Source organism: Streptosporangium jomthongense (genome assembly GCF_042650425.1).
In the GTDB taxonomy this organism is placed as follows: domain Bacteria; phylum Actinomycetota; class Actinomycetes; order Streptosporangiales; family Streptosporangiaceae; genus Streptosporangium.
This window is the reverse complement of sequence record NZ_JBHSBC010000039.1, coordinates 138665-154431: the sequence shown is the minus strand read 5'-3', so window position 1 is coordinate 154431 and position 15767 is coordinate 138665. Positions and strand designations below refer to the sequence as shown.

General features: G+C 67.4%; 18 protein-coding genes. 2 read left to right on the top strand and 16 right to left on the bottom strand.

Features of this window, described 5'->3' with window-relative positions:
* Positions 1-39: 39 nt before the first annotated feature.
* Positions 40-531, bottom strand: coding sequence for a MarR family winged helix-turn-helix transcriptional regulator (locus ACFOYY_RS33535; RefSeq protein ID WP_386195090.1), 492 nt, complete (start codon positions 529-531; stop codon positions 40-42).
* Between the two features lie 66 nt (positions 532-597).
* Here ACFOYY_RS33535 and ACFOYY_RS33530 point away from each other — a divergent pair, with 66 nt between their 5' ends.
* Entirely contained in the window at positions 598-1455 is an 858-nt protein-coding gene (locus ACFOYY_RS33530) for an alpha/beta fold hydrolase (RefSeq protein WP_386195088.1), read from the top strand.
* 93 nt (positions 1456-1548) lie between these two features.
* Here ACFOYY_RS33530 and ACFOYY_RS33525 read toward each other — a convergent pair whose 3' ends face one another.
* The 7 genes from ACFOYY_RS33525 to msrA form a co-directional block, all read right to left on the bottom strand.
* Positions 1549-1947: a DUF3592 domain-containing protein gene (locus tag ACFOYY_RS33525; protein ID WP_386195086.1), complete on the bottom strand. Its 399-nt coding sequence runs from the start codon at positions 1945-1947 to the stop codon at positions 1549-1551.
* Positions 1948-2559: 612 nt separating this feature from the next.
* Positions 2560-2916 (bottom strand): hypothetical protein, encoded by a 357-nt coding sequence (locus ACFOYY_RS33520; RefSeq protein WP_386195084.1) that lies wholly within the window; start codon positions 2914-2916, stop codon positions 2560-2562.
* A 228-nt stretch (positions 2917-3144) separates the two neighbouring features.
* Positions 3145-3519 carry a type II toxin-antitoxin system death-on-curing family toxin gene (locus ACFOYY_RS33515; RefSeq protein ID WP_386195082.1) on the bottom strand — a complete coding sequence of 125 codons (375 nt, stop codon included), beginning with the start codon at positions 3517-3519 and terminating at the stop codon, positions 3145-3147.
* Complete coding sequence (locus tag ACFOYY_RS33510; RefSeq protein ID WP_386195080.1) at positions 3516-3719, bottom strand: Arc family DNA-binding protein; 204 nt, start codon at positions 3717-3719, stop codon at positions 3516-3518. The genes ACFOYY_RS33515 and ACFOYY_RS33510 overlap by 4 nt, the downstream gene beginning before the upstream one ends.
* Positions 3720-4086: 367 nt before the next feature.
* The gene (locus ACFOYY_RS33505) at positions 4087-4593 is read right to left on the bottom strand and encodes a PIN domain-containing protein (RefSeq protein ID WP_386195094.1); all 507 of its coding nucleotides are present in this window, start codon (positions 4591-4593) and stop codon (positions 4087-4089) included.
* Entirely contained in the window at positions 4499-4705 is a 207-nt protein-coding gene (locus ACFOYY_RS33500; RefSeq protein WP_386195096.1) for a hypothetical protein, read from the bottom strand. Before ACFOYY_RS33500 ends, ACFOYY_RS33505 begins: the two co-directional genes overlap by 95 nt.
* Before the next feature lie 102 nt (positions 4706-4807).
* Positions 4808-5470 carry a peptide-methionine (S)-S-oxide reductase MsrA gene (gene msrA / locus ACFOYY_RS33495; protein ID WP_386195078.1) on the bottom strand — a complete coding sequence of 221 codons (663 nt, stop codon included), beginning with the start codon at positions 5468-5470 and terminating at the stop codon, positions 4808-4810.
* A 138-nt stretch (positions 5471-5608) separates the two neighbouring features.
* Here msrA and rarD point away from each other — a divergent pair, with 138 nt between their 5' ends.
* Complete coding sequence (gene rarD, locus ACFOYY_RS33490) at positions 5609-6541, top strand: EamA family transporter RarD (RefSeq protein WP_362912506.1); 933 nt, start codon at positions 5609-5611, stop codon at positions 6539-6541.
* 139 nt (positions 6542-6680) lie between these two features.
* Here the strand turns inward: rarD and ACFOYY_RS33485 are convergent, their stop codons facing one another.
* From ACFOYY_RS33485 to nuoH, 8 genes are all read right to left on the bottom strand, one after another.
* The gene (locus ACFOYY_RS33485) at positions 6681-7676 is read right to left on the bottom strand and encodes a polyprenyl synthetase family protein (RefSeq protein ID WP_352010908.1); all 996 of its coding nucleotides are present in this window, start codon (positions 7674-7676) and stop codon (positions 6681-6683) included.
* A gap of 14 nt (positions 7677-7690) precedes the next feature.
* A complete protein-coding gene (gene nuoN / locus ACFOYY_RS33480) occupies positions 7691-9244 on the bottom strand; it encodes an NADH-quinone oxidoreductase subunit NuoN (RefSeq protein ID WP_352010909.1) in 1554 nt (517 codons plus the stop codon).
* Positions 9241-10788: an NADH-quinone oxidoreductase subunit M gene (locus ACFOYY_RS33475; RefSeq protein WP_352010910.1), complete on the bottom strand. Its 1548-nt coding sequence runs from the start codon at positions 10786-10788 to the stop codon at positions 9241-9243. The genes nuoN and ACFOYY_RS33475 overlap by 4 nt, the downstream gene beginning before the upstream one ends.
* Entirely contained in the window at positions 10788-12629 is a 1842-nt protein-coding gene (gene nuoL / locus ACFOYY_RS33470) for an NADH-quinone oxidoreductase subunit L (protein WP_352011278.1), read from the bottom strand. Before nuoL ends, ACFOYY_RS33475 begins: the two co-directional genes overlap by 1 nt.
* A 70-nt stretch (positions 12630-12699) precedes the next feature.
* Positions 12700-12996, bottom strand: a complete 297-nt coding sequence (nuoK, locus tag ACFOYY_RS33465) for an NADH-quinone oxidoreductase subunit NuoK (protein WP_352010911.1) — start codon at positions 12994-12996, stop codon at positions 12700-12702.
* Positions 12993-13919, bottom strand: coding sequence for an NADH-quinone oxidoreductase subunit J (locus tag ACFOYY_RS33460; RefSeq protein ID WP_362778064.1), 927 nt, complete (start codon positions 13917-13919; stop codon positions 12993-12995). The genes nuoK and ACFOYY_RS33460 overlap by 4 nt, the downstream gene beginning before the upstream one ends.
* The gene (nuoI, locus tag ACFOYY_RS33455; RefSeq protein ID WP_271216307.1) at positions 13912-14427 is read right to left on the bottom strand and encodes an NADH-quinone oxidoreductase subunit NuoI; all 516 of its coding nucleotides are present in this window, start codon (positions 14425-14427) and stop codon (positions 13912-13914) included. Before nuoI ends, ACFOYY_RS33460 begins: the two co-directional genes overlap by 8 nt.
* Positions 14414-15766, bottom strand: coding sequence for an NADH-quinone oxidoreductase subunit NuoH (gene nuoH / locus ACFOYY_RS33450; RefSeq protein WP_352010913.1), 1353 nt, complete (start codon positions 15764-15766; stop codon positions 14414-14416). Before nuoH ends, nuoI begins: the two co-directional genes overlap by 14 nt.
* Between the last annotated feature and the right edge of the window lies 1 nt (position 15767).

Below are 15767 nucleotides of genomic sequence, written 5' to 3'. Positions count from 1 at the left end.
ATCGCCTACGACCACTAGCCGGACATAGGACTTACTCGTCTAGTCCTGGGTGGTTCGTCCCAGGGCGACGGCCTCGTGCACAACGCCGAGGAAGCGCTCGATGGTCGCCTGCTCCGCGGCGTCGAACCGGCCCATGACGGCGACGATCTCGTGGATGAGCGGGCCGAAGAAGCCCCATCCGAGGGCGACGGCGCTCTCGTCCACTTTCAGCAGCACCCGCCGACGGTCCCGGGTGTCGCGTTCCCGGCGTACGTGACCGAGTCTTTCCAGCCGGTCGACCACCGCCGTGGTACCCGCGGAGTTGAGGCCGAGACTCGCCCCCAGCGTTCCCGGGGTGGCGGGCGTGCCCGTACGGGCGGCGTCCAGCAGGCAGATGAGCGCGCGCACATCGGTCGGATGAAGATCGTGTCCGGCGGCGAACCTCTCTCCCATGCGGTCGAGTTCCACGGTGATGGCGCGCAGCAGATGGACCACCCGCATCCCGGCGTCCTGTTCGTACACGTCCCCGCCGCCCTCCCGACTCCTCGTCACCGCCCCAGTATGGCATTATCTCGCTCAACGAGATTATTGCCGAGCGAGACACTTATCGGGGTGGGCATGTCCGACGACGGGAACACGGCCTTCCTCTCCGCCTACGACACGGTCCTCGGGCACTGGCCGGTCCGGGTCGAGTCGATCGACCTGCCGTCGGTGTACGGCACGACACGGGTGAACGCGTGCGGCCCCGTGGACGGCCCACCGCTGGTCCTGTTGCACGGCGGCGGCACCACGGCGGCGATGTGGTTCGCCAACGTCGCCGCGTTCGCGCACCGCCATCGGGTGTACGCCGTGGACCGCATCGGCGAGCCGGGACGGAGCGTCCGAGGCCAACGTCCCCCTCGCGACGTCCGTGACCTGCTCGGCTGGCTGGACGGGGTACTCGACGGGCTCGGGGTCGAGAACGCCGCGGTGTGCGGGCACTCCTACGGCGCGTGGATCGCCCTGACGTACGGTCTCCACTCGCCCCAGCGGGTCCGGCGGCTCGTCCTGCTCGATCCGACGCAGTGTTTCGGCGGGTTCCGGGCGGGATACCTGGCACGCGCGCTGCCGTCCCTCACACGGCCGACGGCCTCGCGCGCGCGGGCGTTCCTGACATGGGAGACCGGTGGCGCGCACGCCGACCCCGCCTGGCTGCGGCTCTACGGCCTGGCCGCGGAGTTCCCGGACACGAGGATCGTGACCGGGAGGCGGCCCAAGCCCGGATCGCTGCGCGCGCTCACGACTCCGACCCTGATCCTCCTCGCCGGCGACGGCAGGGCGCACTTCCCGCACCGCGTCGCGTCCGCCGCCGCACGCCTGCTCCCCCACGCGGAGATCGCGGTACTGCCGGGCCTGTCCCACCACGCGATGCCGTGGCACGAGGCCGCCGACCTCAACACCCGCGTCGTCGACTTCCTCCACAGGACAGCGACGTGAGACCCCGAACGGCCCGAGACCGTACCTCCGCACCGTGGGACCCGGACGAGCCCCAGCCGGACGTCGGCGCCCCCGATGCCGCAGTGGTCGTCCTCACAACCAGGCCCTGACCGCGAAGAACAGGGAGACCACCAGGACGACCACCCCGACGATCAGGAACAGCGCGCCGTGAAGCACGCCACCGCCGCCCATCCCGTCCACACGGACACGCTGGGGCCGCTCGGGGTCGTAGACCACCATGACCTGCTGGCCCGGACGAACCGGCGACGGGTTGAAGCCCAGATCCGACTCGGTCTCCACCACGAAGCCCTGCACCGTCTGGAACCGCAGGGTGGGGTAGTACACACCCCTGTGATGGCCGCCGGACCGGCGCAGTCTCACGACGACGCCCGGCACCCGCGCCCCGTGCCGCCGTAACCACCGTCCAACGGTGATGGTGCGGACGCTGGTCCCGATGAACACCGCTCCGAACACGATCCCGACCAATGGCATGATGCCTGTGTCCACTGCCTCCCCATCTCGTTCGAGGGCCGCCGTTCGCGATTTCGTTCGAGGGCCCGCACCGCCGAACCCGACCCGGTCGATCACCCGCCGGTGATCGCGTCAGCAGAAGGAGCGACGGGGTCGCGGCAGCTTGCCGGACGCCTCGTGGCCCTTGCGATTCCCCGGCATGAACCTGCCCCGGCGCATGACGCTCCTGCGTGACGGCCCGGTGTGATGTACGGCAGCAGGATTCCGGACCGCGATTGCAAGCGACTTGGATCTTGCTGCAGGACGCACGACCGTTCGCGGCGGCGGAACGGCTCGTCCCCGGGCGAGCCGTACGGCGAGAGGCGCGGAGCCACTCCTCGGCCGACACCGGCCACTCGGATCCGATTCCATCGCAAGGCGAACCGTCACCATGTGTTTTCGGGCCTGAGCCAGCAGTTCCTCCGCCTATGCTCGGCTCGCCGCCACTCTTTCGATCTCACCGCGGCCGAGCATGCCCTCAAGTGCGGCACGCCCCTGCTCCCACCTCACCGGCTCTCCCTCTTTTCGATCTTGAGCCGGACAACTGTCGCGGTCCGGACAAAGGATCACCTGATCGGCTCCCCGCCTCCGGCTTCAGGTGTCGGTGTCTTTCGGGTGACGGGGTGAGGCATAGACGATCCAGACAGTGCGAGTGGCGTCATCGATGGCATAGCGGACGCGCCCGCCGCTGGTGACCTCGAATTCCCATTGCTCCAGGTCCTGGCCATTATGACGATGAGTCGCGAGGTCACCGCGTAGGCGATGTTGACGCTCGTGATCCGCTCGTGAGCGGGGATCGGCGCGCGGTGCCTCGAAACATCGGCGTGTGTTCCCCAGGGCGTGGCGGCGCAGTTCCTCCCACCCCTTGACCGCATCACTGGCACCGAACCGGATGCCCCATTCGTCATCCGGAGGCGGGACCGTGACCCGGTCACCGCGTTTCGGGCTCACGCCGAAACCTCTACCGGCCCGTAGTCACCGCCTGTGGCCTTGCGAGCCTGGGCGTAATGGGCGGGATCAGCCTTGATCCGAGCGGTCGCCCGCCAGCCCCGCGATGACCTCCTGTGTGGTGAGGTCGACATCCAGTTCCGCAGCGTCGGAGAGCGCCTCCACCAGTTCGAGAGTGAAGGCGCGCAGCTCGTCGGAGGTGAGGTGGCGAACCCAATCGTGCGTCGGTCTTCACTCACGAAGTTTGCGAAGTCGCTGCGCCAGATCGGGGATGTCCTCCAGCCCGCCCGTCGCCACGGCGATGACGAGCCTTTCGGCTTCGTCCACGTCCTGATACTCCAGGATCTCCCCGTTGTCCTCCAGAAAGGCGACGGACGCCACCCAGGCGAGCCGCTTGTTACCGTCCACCAGAGGGTGCCCGATCAGAATGCTCTGCATCAGAGCCGCAGCCTTCTCCCACAGGTCCGGATAGGCGTCTTCGCCGAAGACGGTGGTCTGCGGGCGCAGCACGGCTGCGTGCAGTTGGCCGCCGTCGCGGAGAAGGACCTCGGGCAGCACCACCTCGGCCAAGGCGAGAAGGTCCGAGGTCGTCGGATAGAGCGTCATCGAGCGAGCCGCTCCAGCAACTCCCGGTCTCGTTCAGCGATCTTCCGGCCCATCGTCTGATAGCGCTCCCGCCTCCGTCGGACGATGTATTCCTCGATGGCCACCACCATCGCCGAGTTGACGCTCTGCGCGTCATCCCCGGCGATCTGCTTGATCTGCTCGTACGTCTCATCCGGCAGCCGAAGCCGTGTCTCAGCCATACGACCGACGGTACCATTTTTTGGTACCACTTCTCGGTGACACAAGGACCCTTAAGTCCTGTTCCCGAGAAGTGGACACCGCTACTGGTCGGCAAGGCCGACATCATGAGCCGCACCGCTGTCCGCCCTCACCGAGTTGTCGGCGACGACCCAGGTTCGAACAGCCGATACGACGGACGACCTCAGATCAACCATGACCAGACAGCAGACGACCCGTGTCCAGAAAGTTGAGCGCGAGCCATACGGCGGAGCGCCGTGGAGCTACTCCTCGGTCGACACCAAGCCCACCGGGCAGGCCACCCCGTCCCACCCAAACCGCAGTAACCGATACGCGTACAGGACACCAGACGCGTCCTCGATCTCGTGTTTAGAGCCGTTCGGGCAGGAGAGTGAATGCATCCACATGCCGGGGGCGTACGACGGTGAAATGACGGCGATCGAGTGCGGCCACCTCGGTCAAGCCAAGCCGCTCAGCTACTGCGACCACGGAGGCGTCGACAGCACCCAGCGGAAGGTTGGCGTACACCTCCACAAGCTCGCTCATCCGGTCCAGATCCTCGGTGGTGACCTGGACCAGAACCAACCCAGCCCGAAAGGAGCTGAGAAACGCCGCCTCCGCCTTGCTTCCTTGCCGTCTCTCTATGAGCTGACAGACTTCCGTAACGACGTCGTGGGAACGAGAAGCGGACCGGAGTGGCTCCGCAGAAGCCTGGCGCAGAGGTCGTGATACCGGTCCCGGATGTTGACTGCTGCGACCAAATGCCCTGAATCGATGACGATCACAAAGAGTGATTGTCCTCCGAGCGCAAGGTCTCTTCAGAGCGTTCCGCGAAATCTGGCTCGGCCTCAAGCATCCCGATGAACGGCAGGTCACGGATGACGGGCCGCTCATCGAACTGGTCACGCACAAGGCGAAGCAGAGGGGCCACCTTCTCCTCGGGCAGGCAGTCCACCAGGTGGTGCAGTTCCTCACGCATCACGCTCATGCGTCGAATGTAACCAGGCGGTGCCCGACACACGTGGTCTCACCGCGACGCGGACCGAACAACGGAGCGCCCCACATCCGAAGACCGGTACTCCTTGGAGAGCTACTCCTCGGTCGGCACCAGGCCCACCGGGCAGGCCACGCCCGTGCCGCCGATGCCGCAGTAGCCGTTGGGGACCTTGTAGAGGTACTGCTGGTGATATTCCTCGGCGTGGTAGTAGTCGCCCGCGAGGGCTATCTCCGTGGTGATCCTGCCGTAGCCCGCCTCGTCGAGCACCTTCTGGTAGGCGTCGCGGGAGGCCAGGGCGGACTTCTCCTGCTCGGGCGAGTGGTAGTAGATCGCCGAGCGGTACTGGGTGCCGACGTCGTTGCCCTGGCGCATGCCCTGGGTCGGGTCGTGGTTCTCCCAGAAGACGCGCAGCAGTTCCTCGTAGGAGACGCGGGACGGGTCGAAGATCACGCGGACGACCTCGGTGTGGCCGGTCTGGCCGGTGCACACCTCCTCGTAGGTCGGGTTGGGCGTGTAACCGCCCTCGTAGCCGACCGAGGTGGAGACCACGCCCGGGGTCTGCCAGAACTTGCGCTCGGCGCCCCAGAAACAGCCCAGGCCGAAGTCGGCGATCTCGGTTCCCTCGGGGTACGGCGGAACCAGCGGGGCGTCGAGGACCGCGTGGCGTGCGGGCACCGCGATCGGGGTGGTACGGCCCGGCAGCGCGTTCTCCGGGACGACCATGGAAGTCTTGTCCTTGCCGAACAGCCAGCCCATGCTGCGAACCTCCTTCTGACACGTTCTCACCAGCTAGGAACCATCCTGGCCGCCCTCGTGTTCCCTTAAGCGCACCTTAATCGTCGGACAAGTATCACTAATTTGTGTTAAATCGCGTAAGCAGTAAAAATGGGGGACATGCCTGAATCACGACGTGGGGTCCTCTACGGCATCGCCGCCTACGGCATGTGGGGGCTGTTTCCCCTGTACTGGCCGCTCCTGAAGCCCTCAGGAGCCCTGGAGATCCTCGCCCACCGCATGGTGTGGTCCCTCGCGGCCGTCGTCGTGATCCTGGCCGTGCGGCGCCACTGGTCGTGGTTCCGCGAACTGCTGCGCACCCCGAAGAAGCTCGCCCTTCTCGCCCTCGCCGCCGCGATCATCACGGTCAACTGGGGTGTCTACATCTACGCGGTCAACGCCGGACATGTGGTCGAGAGCGCGCTCGGTTACTTCATCAACCCGCTGGTGAGCGTGTTGTTCGGCGTCGTGCTGCTCAAGGAGCGTCTGCGGCCGTGGCAGTGGGGAGCCGTCGGGCTCGGCGCCGTAGCGGTCCTGCTGCTCGCCATCGACTACGGCAGGCCGCCGTGGATCGCGCTGACGCTGGCGGCCAGCTTCGGCACCTACGGCCTGGTCAAGAAGATCGCGCAGGTGGGGGCCGCCGAGAGCATGGCCGTCGAGACCCTGGTGCTGCTGCTTCCCGCGCTCGGCTACCTGGCCTTCCTGCAGGGGCAGGGGCAGAACACCTTCGGGACCGAGGGCCTGGGGCACGCCCTGCTGCTCGTCGGGGCGGGCGTCATCACCGCCATCCCGCTGCTGCTCTTCACGGCGTCGGCGCTGCGGGTGCCGCTCACCACGGTCGGGCTGCTGCAGTACATCGCCCCGGTTCTGCAGTTCCTCGTCGGCATCCTCGTGGTGCACGAGGTCATGCCGGCCAGCCGCTGGGTCGGGTTCGCGATCGTCTGGCTGGCCCTGTCGGTCTTCACCTGGGACGGTCTCCGTACGGCCCGGCGCTCCCGCCGCGCCGTACGCGAGAGCGTCACGGCTCAGCCCGCGGGGATGACGAGCCGCTGAGGAGCGCTGAGGAGCACTGAGGAGCCGGGCCGGCTGGCACAGCCCACCCATCCACAAAAGACGAAAAATCCAGAAAAGTCGGGTTGGCCGGAAAGCCGCTGGAAAGCCCGCAGCGGGGCCGTACGCCCCGATGGGCGGATCAGCCCGAGCGCTCGATGACGTAGTCACACAGGGCGAGATAGGCGGCCCTGGCGGGTATGTCCGGAAGGCCGGAGAGATCCTTGCGTGCCCGATCGATCCAGGAGACCAGTTCCGCGCGGGCCCGCTCCATGGCCGGGTGCGCGCGCAGCAGGCGCAGAGCCTCCTCGACGTCCTCCTCGGCCACCGGCCCGGCCAGCAGCTCACGCAGGCGCGCGTCCTCCGGCGACTCCGAGGCCAGGACGTACAGCATCGGCAGGGTGTGAACGCCCTCACGCAGGTCGGTTCCCGGCGTCTTGCCCGACTCGGCGGACTCGGAGGCCACGTCCAGCAGGTCGTCACCGAGCTGCCAGCCGATTCCGATCGCCTCACAGGCCCTGGTCAGCCGGTCGACGACCTCCGGCGCGGCGCCGCTCAACAGGCCGCCGAACCGGCCGGAGGTGGCGATCAGGGACCCGGTCTTGTCGGCCAGCACCTCGATGTAGTGGGCGATGGGGTCTTCGCCCTCACGGGGGCCGATGGTCTCGCGGATCTGCCCGCGCACCAGCCGGGAGAACGTCTGCGCCTGGATGCGGATGACCTCGGGGCCGAGATCGGCGAGGATCTCCGAGGCCTGGGCGAACAGATAGTCGCCGGTCAGGATGGCCACGGTGTTGTCCCAGCGGGCGTTGGCCGACGGTGACCCCCTGCGCACCGGGGCCTCGTCCATCACGTCGTCGTGGTACAGCGTGGCCAGATGGGTCAGCTCGATGACCACGGCTCCGGGAACCACCCCCGAAGCCCCGGACGAGCCGAACTGGGCCGCCAGCAGCACGAGCATCGCCCTGAACCGCTTGCCGCCCGCCTCGATGAGATGCCGGGACGCCTCCGTGACGAAGGAGTCCCGGCTCTCGACCGAGGACCGCAGCAGCTTCTCGACCTCCGCCAGTCCGTCGGCGAGGTCCTGCGCCAACCGCTCGTCGACGAACGGGAGATCAACAACGGGTGGCGCAGCCATGAAGCACTACTCCTCTAACGAATGAACAACGCGGACGCAGCCTGGTCCGCCAGAGTCAGCACCGGCTGCGGGAAGACCCCCAGCACTACGGTAGCCGCTGCCGCCAGAGCGACCACAGCCGAGGTGCCGACGCTGGGCGTCGCGATGCTCGGGCCGTCCGCCGCGGGCTCGTTGAAGAACATCAGCACGATCACGCGCACGTAGAAGAACGCCGCGATCGCCGAGCTCACCACACCCACGATGACCAGCGGCAGCACCCCGCCACCGACCGCCGCGGTGAACACCGCGTACTTCCCGAAGAAACCGCTCGTCAGCGGGATGCCCGCGAAGGCCAGCAGGAAGAAGGCGAAGATGCCCGCCAGCATCGGGGACCGCTTGCCCAGGCCCGCCCACCGGGACAGGTGCCCGGCCTCGCCGCCCGCGTCGCGGACCATGGTGACGACCGCGAAGGCGCCGACCGTGGTGAAGCCGTAGGCCGCCATGTAGAACAGGACCGCCGACAGCGCCTGGGAGTTCTGCTCCGCGGCGCCGGTGGCGATCACGCCGGTGAGCATGAAGCCCGCGTGCGCGATGGAGGAGTAGGCGAGCATGCGCTTGATGTCGGTCTGGGTGATCGCCAGGATCGCACCGACGATCATCGTCAGGATCGCCACGCCCCACATGACCGGGCGCCAGTCCCAGTCGAGGTTGCCCAGCGCCACCCAGAAGACGCGCAGCAGCGCGCCGAAGGCGGCGACCAGCACGGTCGAGGCCATCAGCGCGGTGACCGCGGTCGGCGCGCCCTGGTAGACGTCGGGCTTCCACGCCTGGAACGGCACGGCGCCGATCTTGAACAGCAGGCCGACGCCGAGCAGCGCGATGCCGACGAGCAGCAGGGTCTGCTGGCCGGAGACGCTGCCGAGCGACTCGCTGATGGCCCTCAGGTCGACCGACCCGGCGTAGCCGTACACCAGGGCCGTGCCGTAGAGGAAGAAGGCCGAGGAGAAGGCGCCGAGCAGGAAGTACTTGACCGAGGCCTCCTGCGAGAGCAGGCGGCGACGGCGGGCCAGGCCGCACAGCAGGTACAGCGGCAGGGACATGACCTCAAGGCCGACGAACATGGCCAGCAGGTCGTTGGCCGCGGGGAAGAGCAGCATGCCGCCGACCGCGAACAGCAGCAGCGGGTAGACCTCGGTCTGGGCGAATCCGCTGCGGACCGCCTCCTCCTCGTCCACGCTGCCCGGTACGGCCGCCGCCTGCGCGACGAACTGGTCGTCGTCGTTGATCAGCAGCGCGCTGACGAAGGCCAGGATGAGGATGATGCCCCAGATGAACAGCGCGGGACCGTCGACCGCGACCGCGCCCATGGCGGCGGCCCGCTCCGGCAGGCCGTTGAGGGCCGTCAGGATGGTCGTGACGAACGCGCCGACCAGCGCCAGCAGCGTGAGCGGCATCTGGATCGACTTGCGCAGGTAGCGAGGCGCGAACGCCTCGACCAGCACACCGACGAGCGCCGCGCCGAACACGATCAGCATCGGGGACAGCAGCGCGTACTCGATCGTCGGGCTGGTGATGGTGGTGCCGTTCACTGCCCGGCCCCCTTCTTCTCAGCGACGGCCGGAGTGATGTGGACGTTGGAGATGTGGACGTTGGACAGCGTGTGGTCCACCGCCGGGTTGATCATGTCGAGCGCCGGCTTGGGGAAGAACCCAAGAGCGATGATCATGACGATCAGCGGGCCGACCACCCACCGTTCCCTGGCGTCGAGGTCGGGCAGGCCCTTGACCTTCTCCGCCGTCGGGCCGTTCATCGTGCGCTGGTACATCCACAGGATGTAGATCGAGGCCAGGATCACACCGGTGGTCGCGATGACCGTCGGGACGACGTAGCGCTCGTAGCTGCCGAGCAGGACCATGAACTCGCTGACGAAGGTCGACAGACCCGGCAGCGAAAGGCCGGAGAGCCCGGCGATCAGGAAGGTGCCCGCCAGCACGGGGGCGACCTTCTGCACGCCTCCGTAGTCGGCGATCTGGCTGGAACCGCGGCGGTAGATCAGGAACCCGGTGATCAGGAACAGCGCACCGGTCGAGAAGCCGTGGTTGACCATGTAGAGCGTGGCGCCGGCGCCCGCGTTCGTGGTCATCGCGAACACGCCGAGGGCGATGAAGCCGAAGTGCGAGATCGAGGTGTAGGCGATCAGGCGCTTCATGTCGGTCTGGCCGATGGCCACGATCGCGCCGTAGATGATGCCGATCACCGAGAGCGCGATCACCAGCGGCGTGAAGAACTTGGCCGCGTCGGGGAACAGCTCAAGGCAGAAGCGGAGCATGCCGTAGGTGCCGACCTTGTCCAGCACACCGACCAGCAGTACGGCCGCGCCGGCCGGGGCCTGCGCGGCGGCGTCTGGCAGCCAGGTGTGGAAGGGCCACAGCGGCGCCTTGACCGCGAAGGCGATGAAGAAGCCGAGGAAGAGCCACTTCTGCGTGGTCGGGTCCTGGATGACCCCGACCAGCTCGGGGAACATGAAGGTGCCCTTCTCGGCGATCACGTAGAGCGCGATCACCGCGACCAGCATCAGCAGGCCGCCGAAGAGCGAGTAGAGCAGGAACTTCACGGCCGCGTAGGACCGCTGGGCGCCGCCGTACGACCCGATCATGAAGTACATCGGGATCAGCATGGCTTCGAAGAAGACGTAGAAGAGGAAGACGTCGGTCGCCGCGAAGACGCCGATCATCATCGCTTCCAGCACCAGCAGCAGCGCGAAGTAGGTCTTCACGGACCGCTTGGGCGGGGCCGCGGCCCCGGTGCCGTCCGCGTCGTGCCAGGAGGCCAGGATCACGATCGGCACCAGGATGACCGACAGCGCGATCAGCACCAGGGCGATGCCGTCGACGCCGACGCCGTAGTGCACGCCGAAGGCCGGGATCCAGTTGTAGACCTCGGCGAACTGGAAGCGGGTCTCCTTCGCGGCGCCCAGGGCAGGGTCGAACCTGAACGCCATCACGGCGGTCAGGACCAGCACGACCAGCGAGACCACGAGGGCCACCTGCTTGGCGAGCTTGTCACTCTTGACAAGGGAGACACCCACCGCGCCCACGACGGGCACGGCTATCAGGGTCGAGAGCCAGGGCATCACATGTTCCCTACGTAGAGCAGCGCGCCAACGACCACGGCGGCACCGAAGAGGATGGACAGCGCGTACGACCGTACGTAGCCGGTCTGCACGCGGCGCAGCCGCCCGGAGGTGCCGCCGATCGCCGCGGCCAGCCCGTTGACCAGGCCGTCGATGCCTCGGTTGTCGAAGAACACCGCGAGCCGGGTCAGCCACTGGCCGGGGCGCATGAGCAGCGCCTCGTTGAGGGCGTCGCCGTACAGGTCACGGCGGGCGAAGGTGGTGAGGAACGAGCCGCGCGGGGCGACCCGGGGCACCTCGGCGGCGCCGTACCTGAACCAGGCGAAGGCGGCGCCGACGGCGACCAGCGCGAGCGTGGCCAGGCCGGGGACGCTGAAGGGGTGGAAGCTGGGCAGCTCCTCCGGCAGGCCGACGGCCGGGCCGAGGAAGAGCATGAACCGGTTGCCCAGGACCAGGAAACCACCCAGGAAGATCGACCCGATCGACAGGATGATCAGCGGAACCGTCATGACGGCGGGCGACTCGTGCGGGTGGGCGTCCTCCTCCCAGCGCCGCTTGCCGAAGAAGGTCATGAAGACCATCCGCGACATGTAGAAGCCGGTGATGCCCGCGCCGACGACGGCGAGCCAGCCGAGGATCTGGTTGTGCTCCATGGCGGTCTCGATGATGCCGTCCTTGGTGAAGTAACCGGACAGCAGCGGGAAGCCGATGATCGCCAGGTAGCCGATCATGAAGGTGATCGCGGTGATCTTCATCACCGAGAACAGCCCACCGTACTTGCGCATGTTGACCTCGTCGTTCATGCCGTGCATGACCGAACCGGCGCCGAGGAACATGTTGGCCTTGAAGAAGCCGTGGGTGATCAGGTGCGCGATGGCGAAGGTGTAGCCGACCGGGCCGAGGCCCGCGCCGAGCATCATGTAGCCGATCTGCGACATCGTCGAGCCGGCCAGGCCCTTCTTGATGTCGTCCTTGGCGCAACCGATGATCGCACCGGCGAGCAGCGTGGCCACACCGACGATCGTCACGACGAGCTGCGCGGTCGGGGCGGCCTCGAAGAACGCGCCGGAGCGGACGACGAGGTAGACACCGGCGGTGACCATGGTCGCGGCGTGGATGAGGGCCGAGACCGGGGTCGGGCCCTCCATCGCGTCCAGCAGCCAGGACTGCAGCGGCAGCTGGGCGGACTTGCCGCACGCGCCCAGGAGCAGCAGCAGGCCGATGGCGGTGAGCGTGCCCTCCGAGGCACCGCCCGCCGCGCCGAAGGCCTCCTTGAAGGTGACCGAGCCGAACGTGGTCCAGATCGTGAAGATCGCGATCAGGAGGCCGAAGTCACCGACCCGGTTGACGATGAAGGCCTTCTTCGCCGCCACCGCGGCCGAGGGCTTGAACTGCCAGAAGCCGATCAGCAGGTAGGACGCCAGACCGACGCCCTCCCAGCCGATGAACAGCCCGACGTAGTTGTCGGAGAGCACCAGCAGCAGCATGGCCGCGACGAACAGGTTCAGGTAGGAGAAGAACCTGCGACGGTCGGGGTCGTGCGACATGTAGCCGATCGAGTAGATGTGGATCAGCGAACCCACACCGGTGATCAGCAGGGCGAAGCTGATCGACAGCGGGTCGATCAGCAGGCCCATGTTCGCGACGCCGGGGATGAACTGGTAGAGCTCGACCGCCATCCGGCGCTTGTCCTCCGGCTGACCGAGCAGCTCGACGAAGGACAGCACCGCGACGACGAACGCGGCCAGCGACATGGCGACGCCGAGCAGGTGCCCCCAGCGGTCGGTACGGCGGCCGCCGAGCAACAGGATCGCGGCGCCGATCAGCGGCAGCGCGATCATCAGCCAGGAGACCCCGACCACCCCACCGGAGTGCGGGACGATCTCAGCGAGAGATTGCACCTGCCACCTCTTAGTACTTCAGCAGGTTCGCGTCGTCGACCGACGCGGACCTGCGGGTTCGGAAGATCATCACGATGATGGCCAGACCGATCACGACCTCTGCCGCGGCCACGACCATCACGAAGAACGCGATGATCTGGCCGTCCAGGTTGCCGTGCTGTCTGGCGAAGGTGACGAACGCGAGGTTGCAGGCGTTGAGCATGAGCTCGATGCACATGAACACCACGATCGCGTTGCGTCGTGTCAGGACACCGATGCCGCCGATCGCGAACAGCAGTGCGGAGAGCACCAGATAGTGGGTGGTCACTTGCCGTCCTCCTGGTGGGCTTCCCGTACGGCCTCGCCCGTCGCGGTCTCGTCCGTGACGGTTTCGTCCTCGGTGCCGGCCTGGGAGGAGTCCTGAGCGACGTTGTCCTCGACGACGGCCCGCGCGTCCGCGTGGGAGTCGTCCGGGGTCACGTCCTGCTCCGCCAGCCGCTCCTCGACGAGGATCTGCTTGACGATCGCCGCCCGCCGGGGGTCGGTCGGCGTGACGCCGTCCTCCTCCTCGTGCCTGGCGAGCACCCGGTTGATCGACTTGGTCGCGATCGTGCCGTCGGGCAGCAGGGCGGGCATGTCGATGGCGTTGTGCAGGGCGTAGGTGCCGGGGCCGGGCAGCGGCGAGGGCTGCGGGCCGCTGAAGCGGGCGCGGGCCAGGTCACGCTGGGTGGCCTTGGGCCGTACGCGCTCGCGGTGGGCCAGGACCATCGCGCCGAGCGCCGCCGTGATCAGCAGCGCCGAGGTGACCTCGAAGGCGAAGACGTACCTGGTGAAGATCAGCTGGGCCAGGCTGGGCACGTTGCCGCCCGCCTGCTTGACCGCGTTCTCCAGGCCCTTGGCCGGGCCGATCAGCGTGTTGCCGACCGCGAGCGCGAGCAGGGCCGCGAAGCCCAGGCCCGCGACGGCCGCCCAGAACCGCTGTCCCTTGATCGTCTCGACCAGTGAGTCCGCCGAGTCCACGCCGACGAGCATCAGCACGAACAGGAAGAGCATCATGACCGCGCCGGTGTAGACGATGATCTGCACCGCGGCCAGGAAGGGCGCGTCCTGGACGGCGTAGAGAACCGCCAGGGAGAGCATGACCATGCCCAGCATCAGGGCCGAGTAGACCGCCTTGCGGCTGAAGACGAGGCCGAGGGCCGCGCCGACGGAGACCACCGCCAGCACCCAGAACGTGATGGTCTCACCCATTGTTTCGTCCCAGCCGGTAGTAGTCCTCTTCGGTCTCGCCGAGACGCATGGCGTGGGGCGGGGCCTCCATGCCGGGACCGAGCGGCGCCAGCAGCATCTCCTTGGTGTAGATGAGGCTCTCGCGGCTCGAATCGGCGAGCTCGTACTCGTTGGTCATGGTCAGCGCCCGGGTCGGGCAGGCCTCGATGCACAGGCCGCACAGGATGCACCGCAGATAGTTGATCTGGTAGGTGCGCCCGTAGCGCTCGCCCGGCGAGAAGCGCTGCTCGTCGGTGTTGTCCGCTCCCTCAACGAAGATCGCGTCGGCCGGACAGGCCCAGGCGCACAGCTCGCACCCGACGCACTTCTCCAGGCCGTCGGGCCAGCGGTTGAGCTGGTGACGGCCGTGGAAACGCGGAGCCGTCGGCCGCTTCTCCTCGGGGTAGTTGACCGTTTCGACCTTCTTGAACATCGTGTGGAAGGTCACGCCGAACCCCTTGACGGAGTTCAGCCAATCAGTTGCTCCCACTGGGAACCTCCTTGCGCGCTACCCCGTGGTAGTGCGGCAGGTCGAGCGGCGGCACTGGGAAGCCACCCGCGGCCGGTTCTGCGTCGAGCTGCGCGAACTCCGCCTCGACCTGGGCCGCCTTGGCGTCTCTGCGCTTCTGCAGCACGTTGTCGAAGCGCCACCACAGCGCGAAGCACCCGACCAGCACGAGGCCGGCCAGGATCAGGATCAGCTGCCTGTTGACGCCCGGGATCTGGAAGGCCTTCATGGTCGCCACCAGGAGGATCCAGCCGAGGTTGACCGGGATGAGGACCTTCCATCCGAGGGCCATCAGCTGGTCGTAGCGGACTCGCGGCAGCGAGGCGCGGCACCAGATGAAGAACGAGAAGACGAGCACCATCTTGAGGAAGAACCACAGCAGCGGCCACCAGCCGGTGTTGGCCCCCTCCCACATGGAGATCGGGAACGGCGCCCGCCACCCGCCCATGAACAGGGTGATCGACACCGCGGAGACCACGAAGACGTTGACGTACTCGGCGAGCATGATGACCGCGAACTTCAGCGAGTTGGAGTACTCGGTCTGGAAGCCGCCGACCAGCTCGCCCTCACCCTCGGGCAGGTCGAAGGGGACCCGGTTGGTCTCACCCAGCATCGTGATGACGTAGATGAGGAAGGAGGGGATGAGCAGGACCATGTACCACGAGGGCAGCTGCAGGGTCAGCCCGCCGAGCGTGACCTCCCTGCCTCCGGCCTGCGAGGCGACGATCTCGGAGGTGGACAGCGTCCCGGCGTACAGGAAGACGCCGACGAACGACAGGCCCATCGCGATCTCGTAGGAGACCACCTGGGCACTGGCCCGCAGGCCACCCAGGATCGTGTACGGCGAGCGCGAGCCCCAACCGGCCAGGACGATGCCGTAGACGCCGATGGAGGCCATCGCCAGCACCAGCAGCACCGCGACCGGCAGGTCGGTGAGCTGCAGCGGGGTCTTGACGCCGAACATCGAGACGATCGGCCCCATCGGGATGACCGAGAAGGCGAGGAAGGCCGGGACCGCCAGGACGACCGGGGCGATGAAGTAGATCACCTTGTCCACGGTCCTGGGCATGAGGTCTTCCTTGAGACCCATCTTCAGACCGTCGGCGACCGACTGCAGAAGGCCGAACTTACCGGCCCTGTTGGGGCCGTAGCGGTTCTGCATACGGGAGATGAGCTTGCGCTCGAACCACACGCCGAACAGCACGCCCAGCATCAGGACGACGAAGATGACGACGGCCTTGATGATGCTGATCCAGAGCGGGTCGTGGCCGAAGTCCGCAAGGGACGGATCGCCCGCAACCGCGAGCAAGTGCGTATTCATT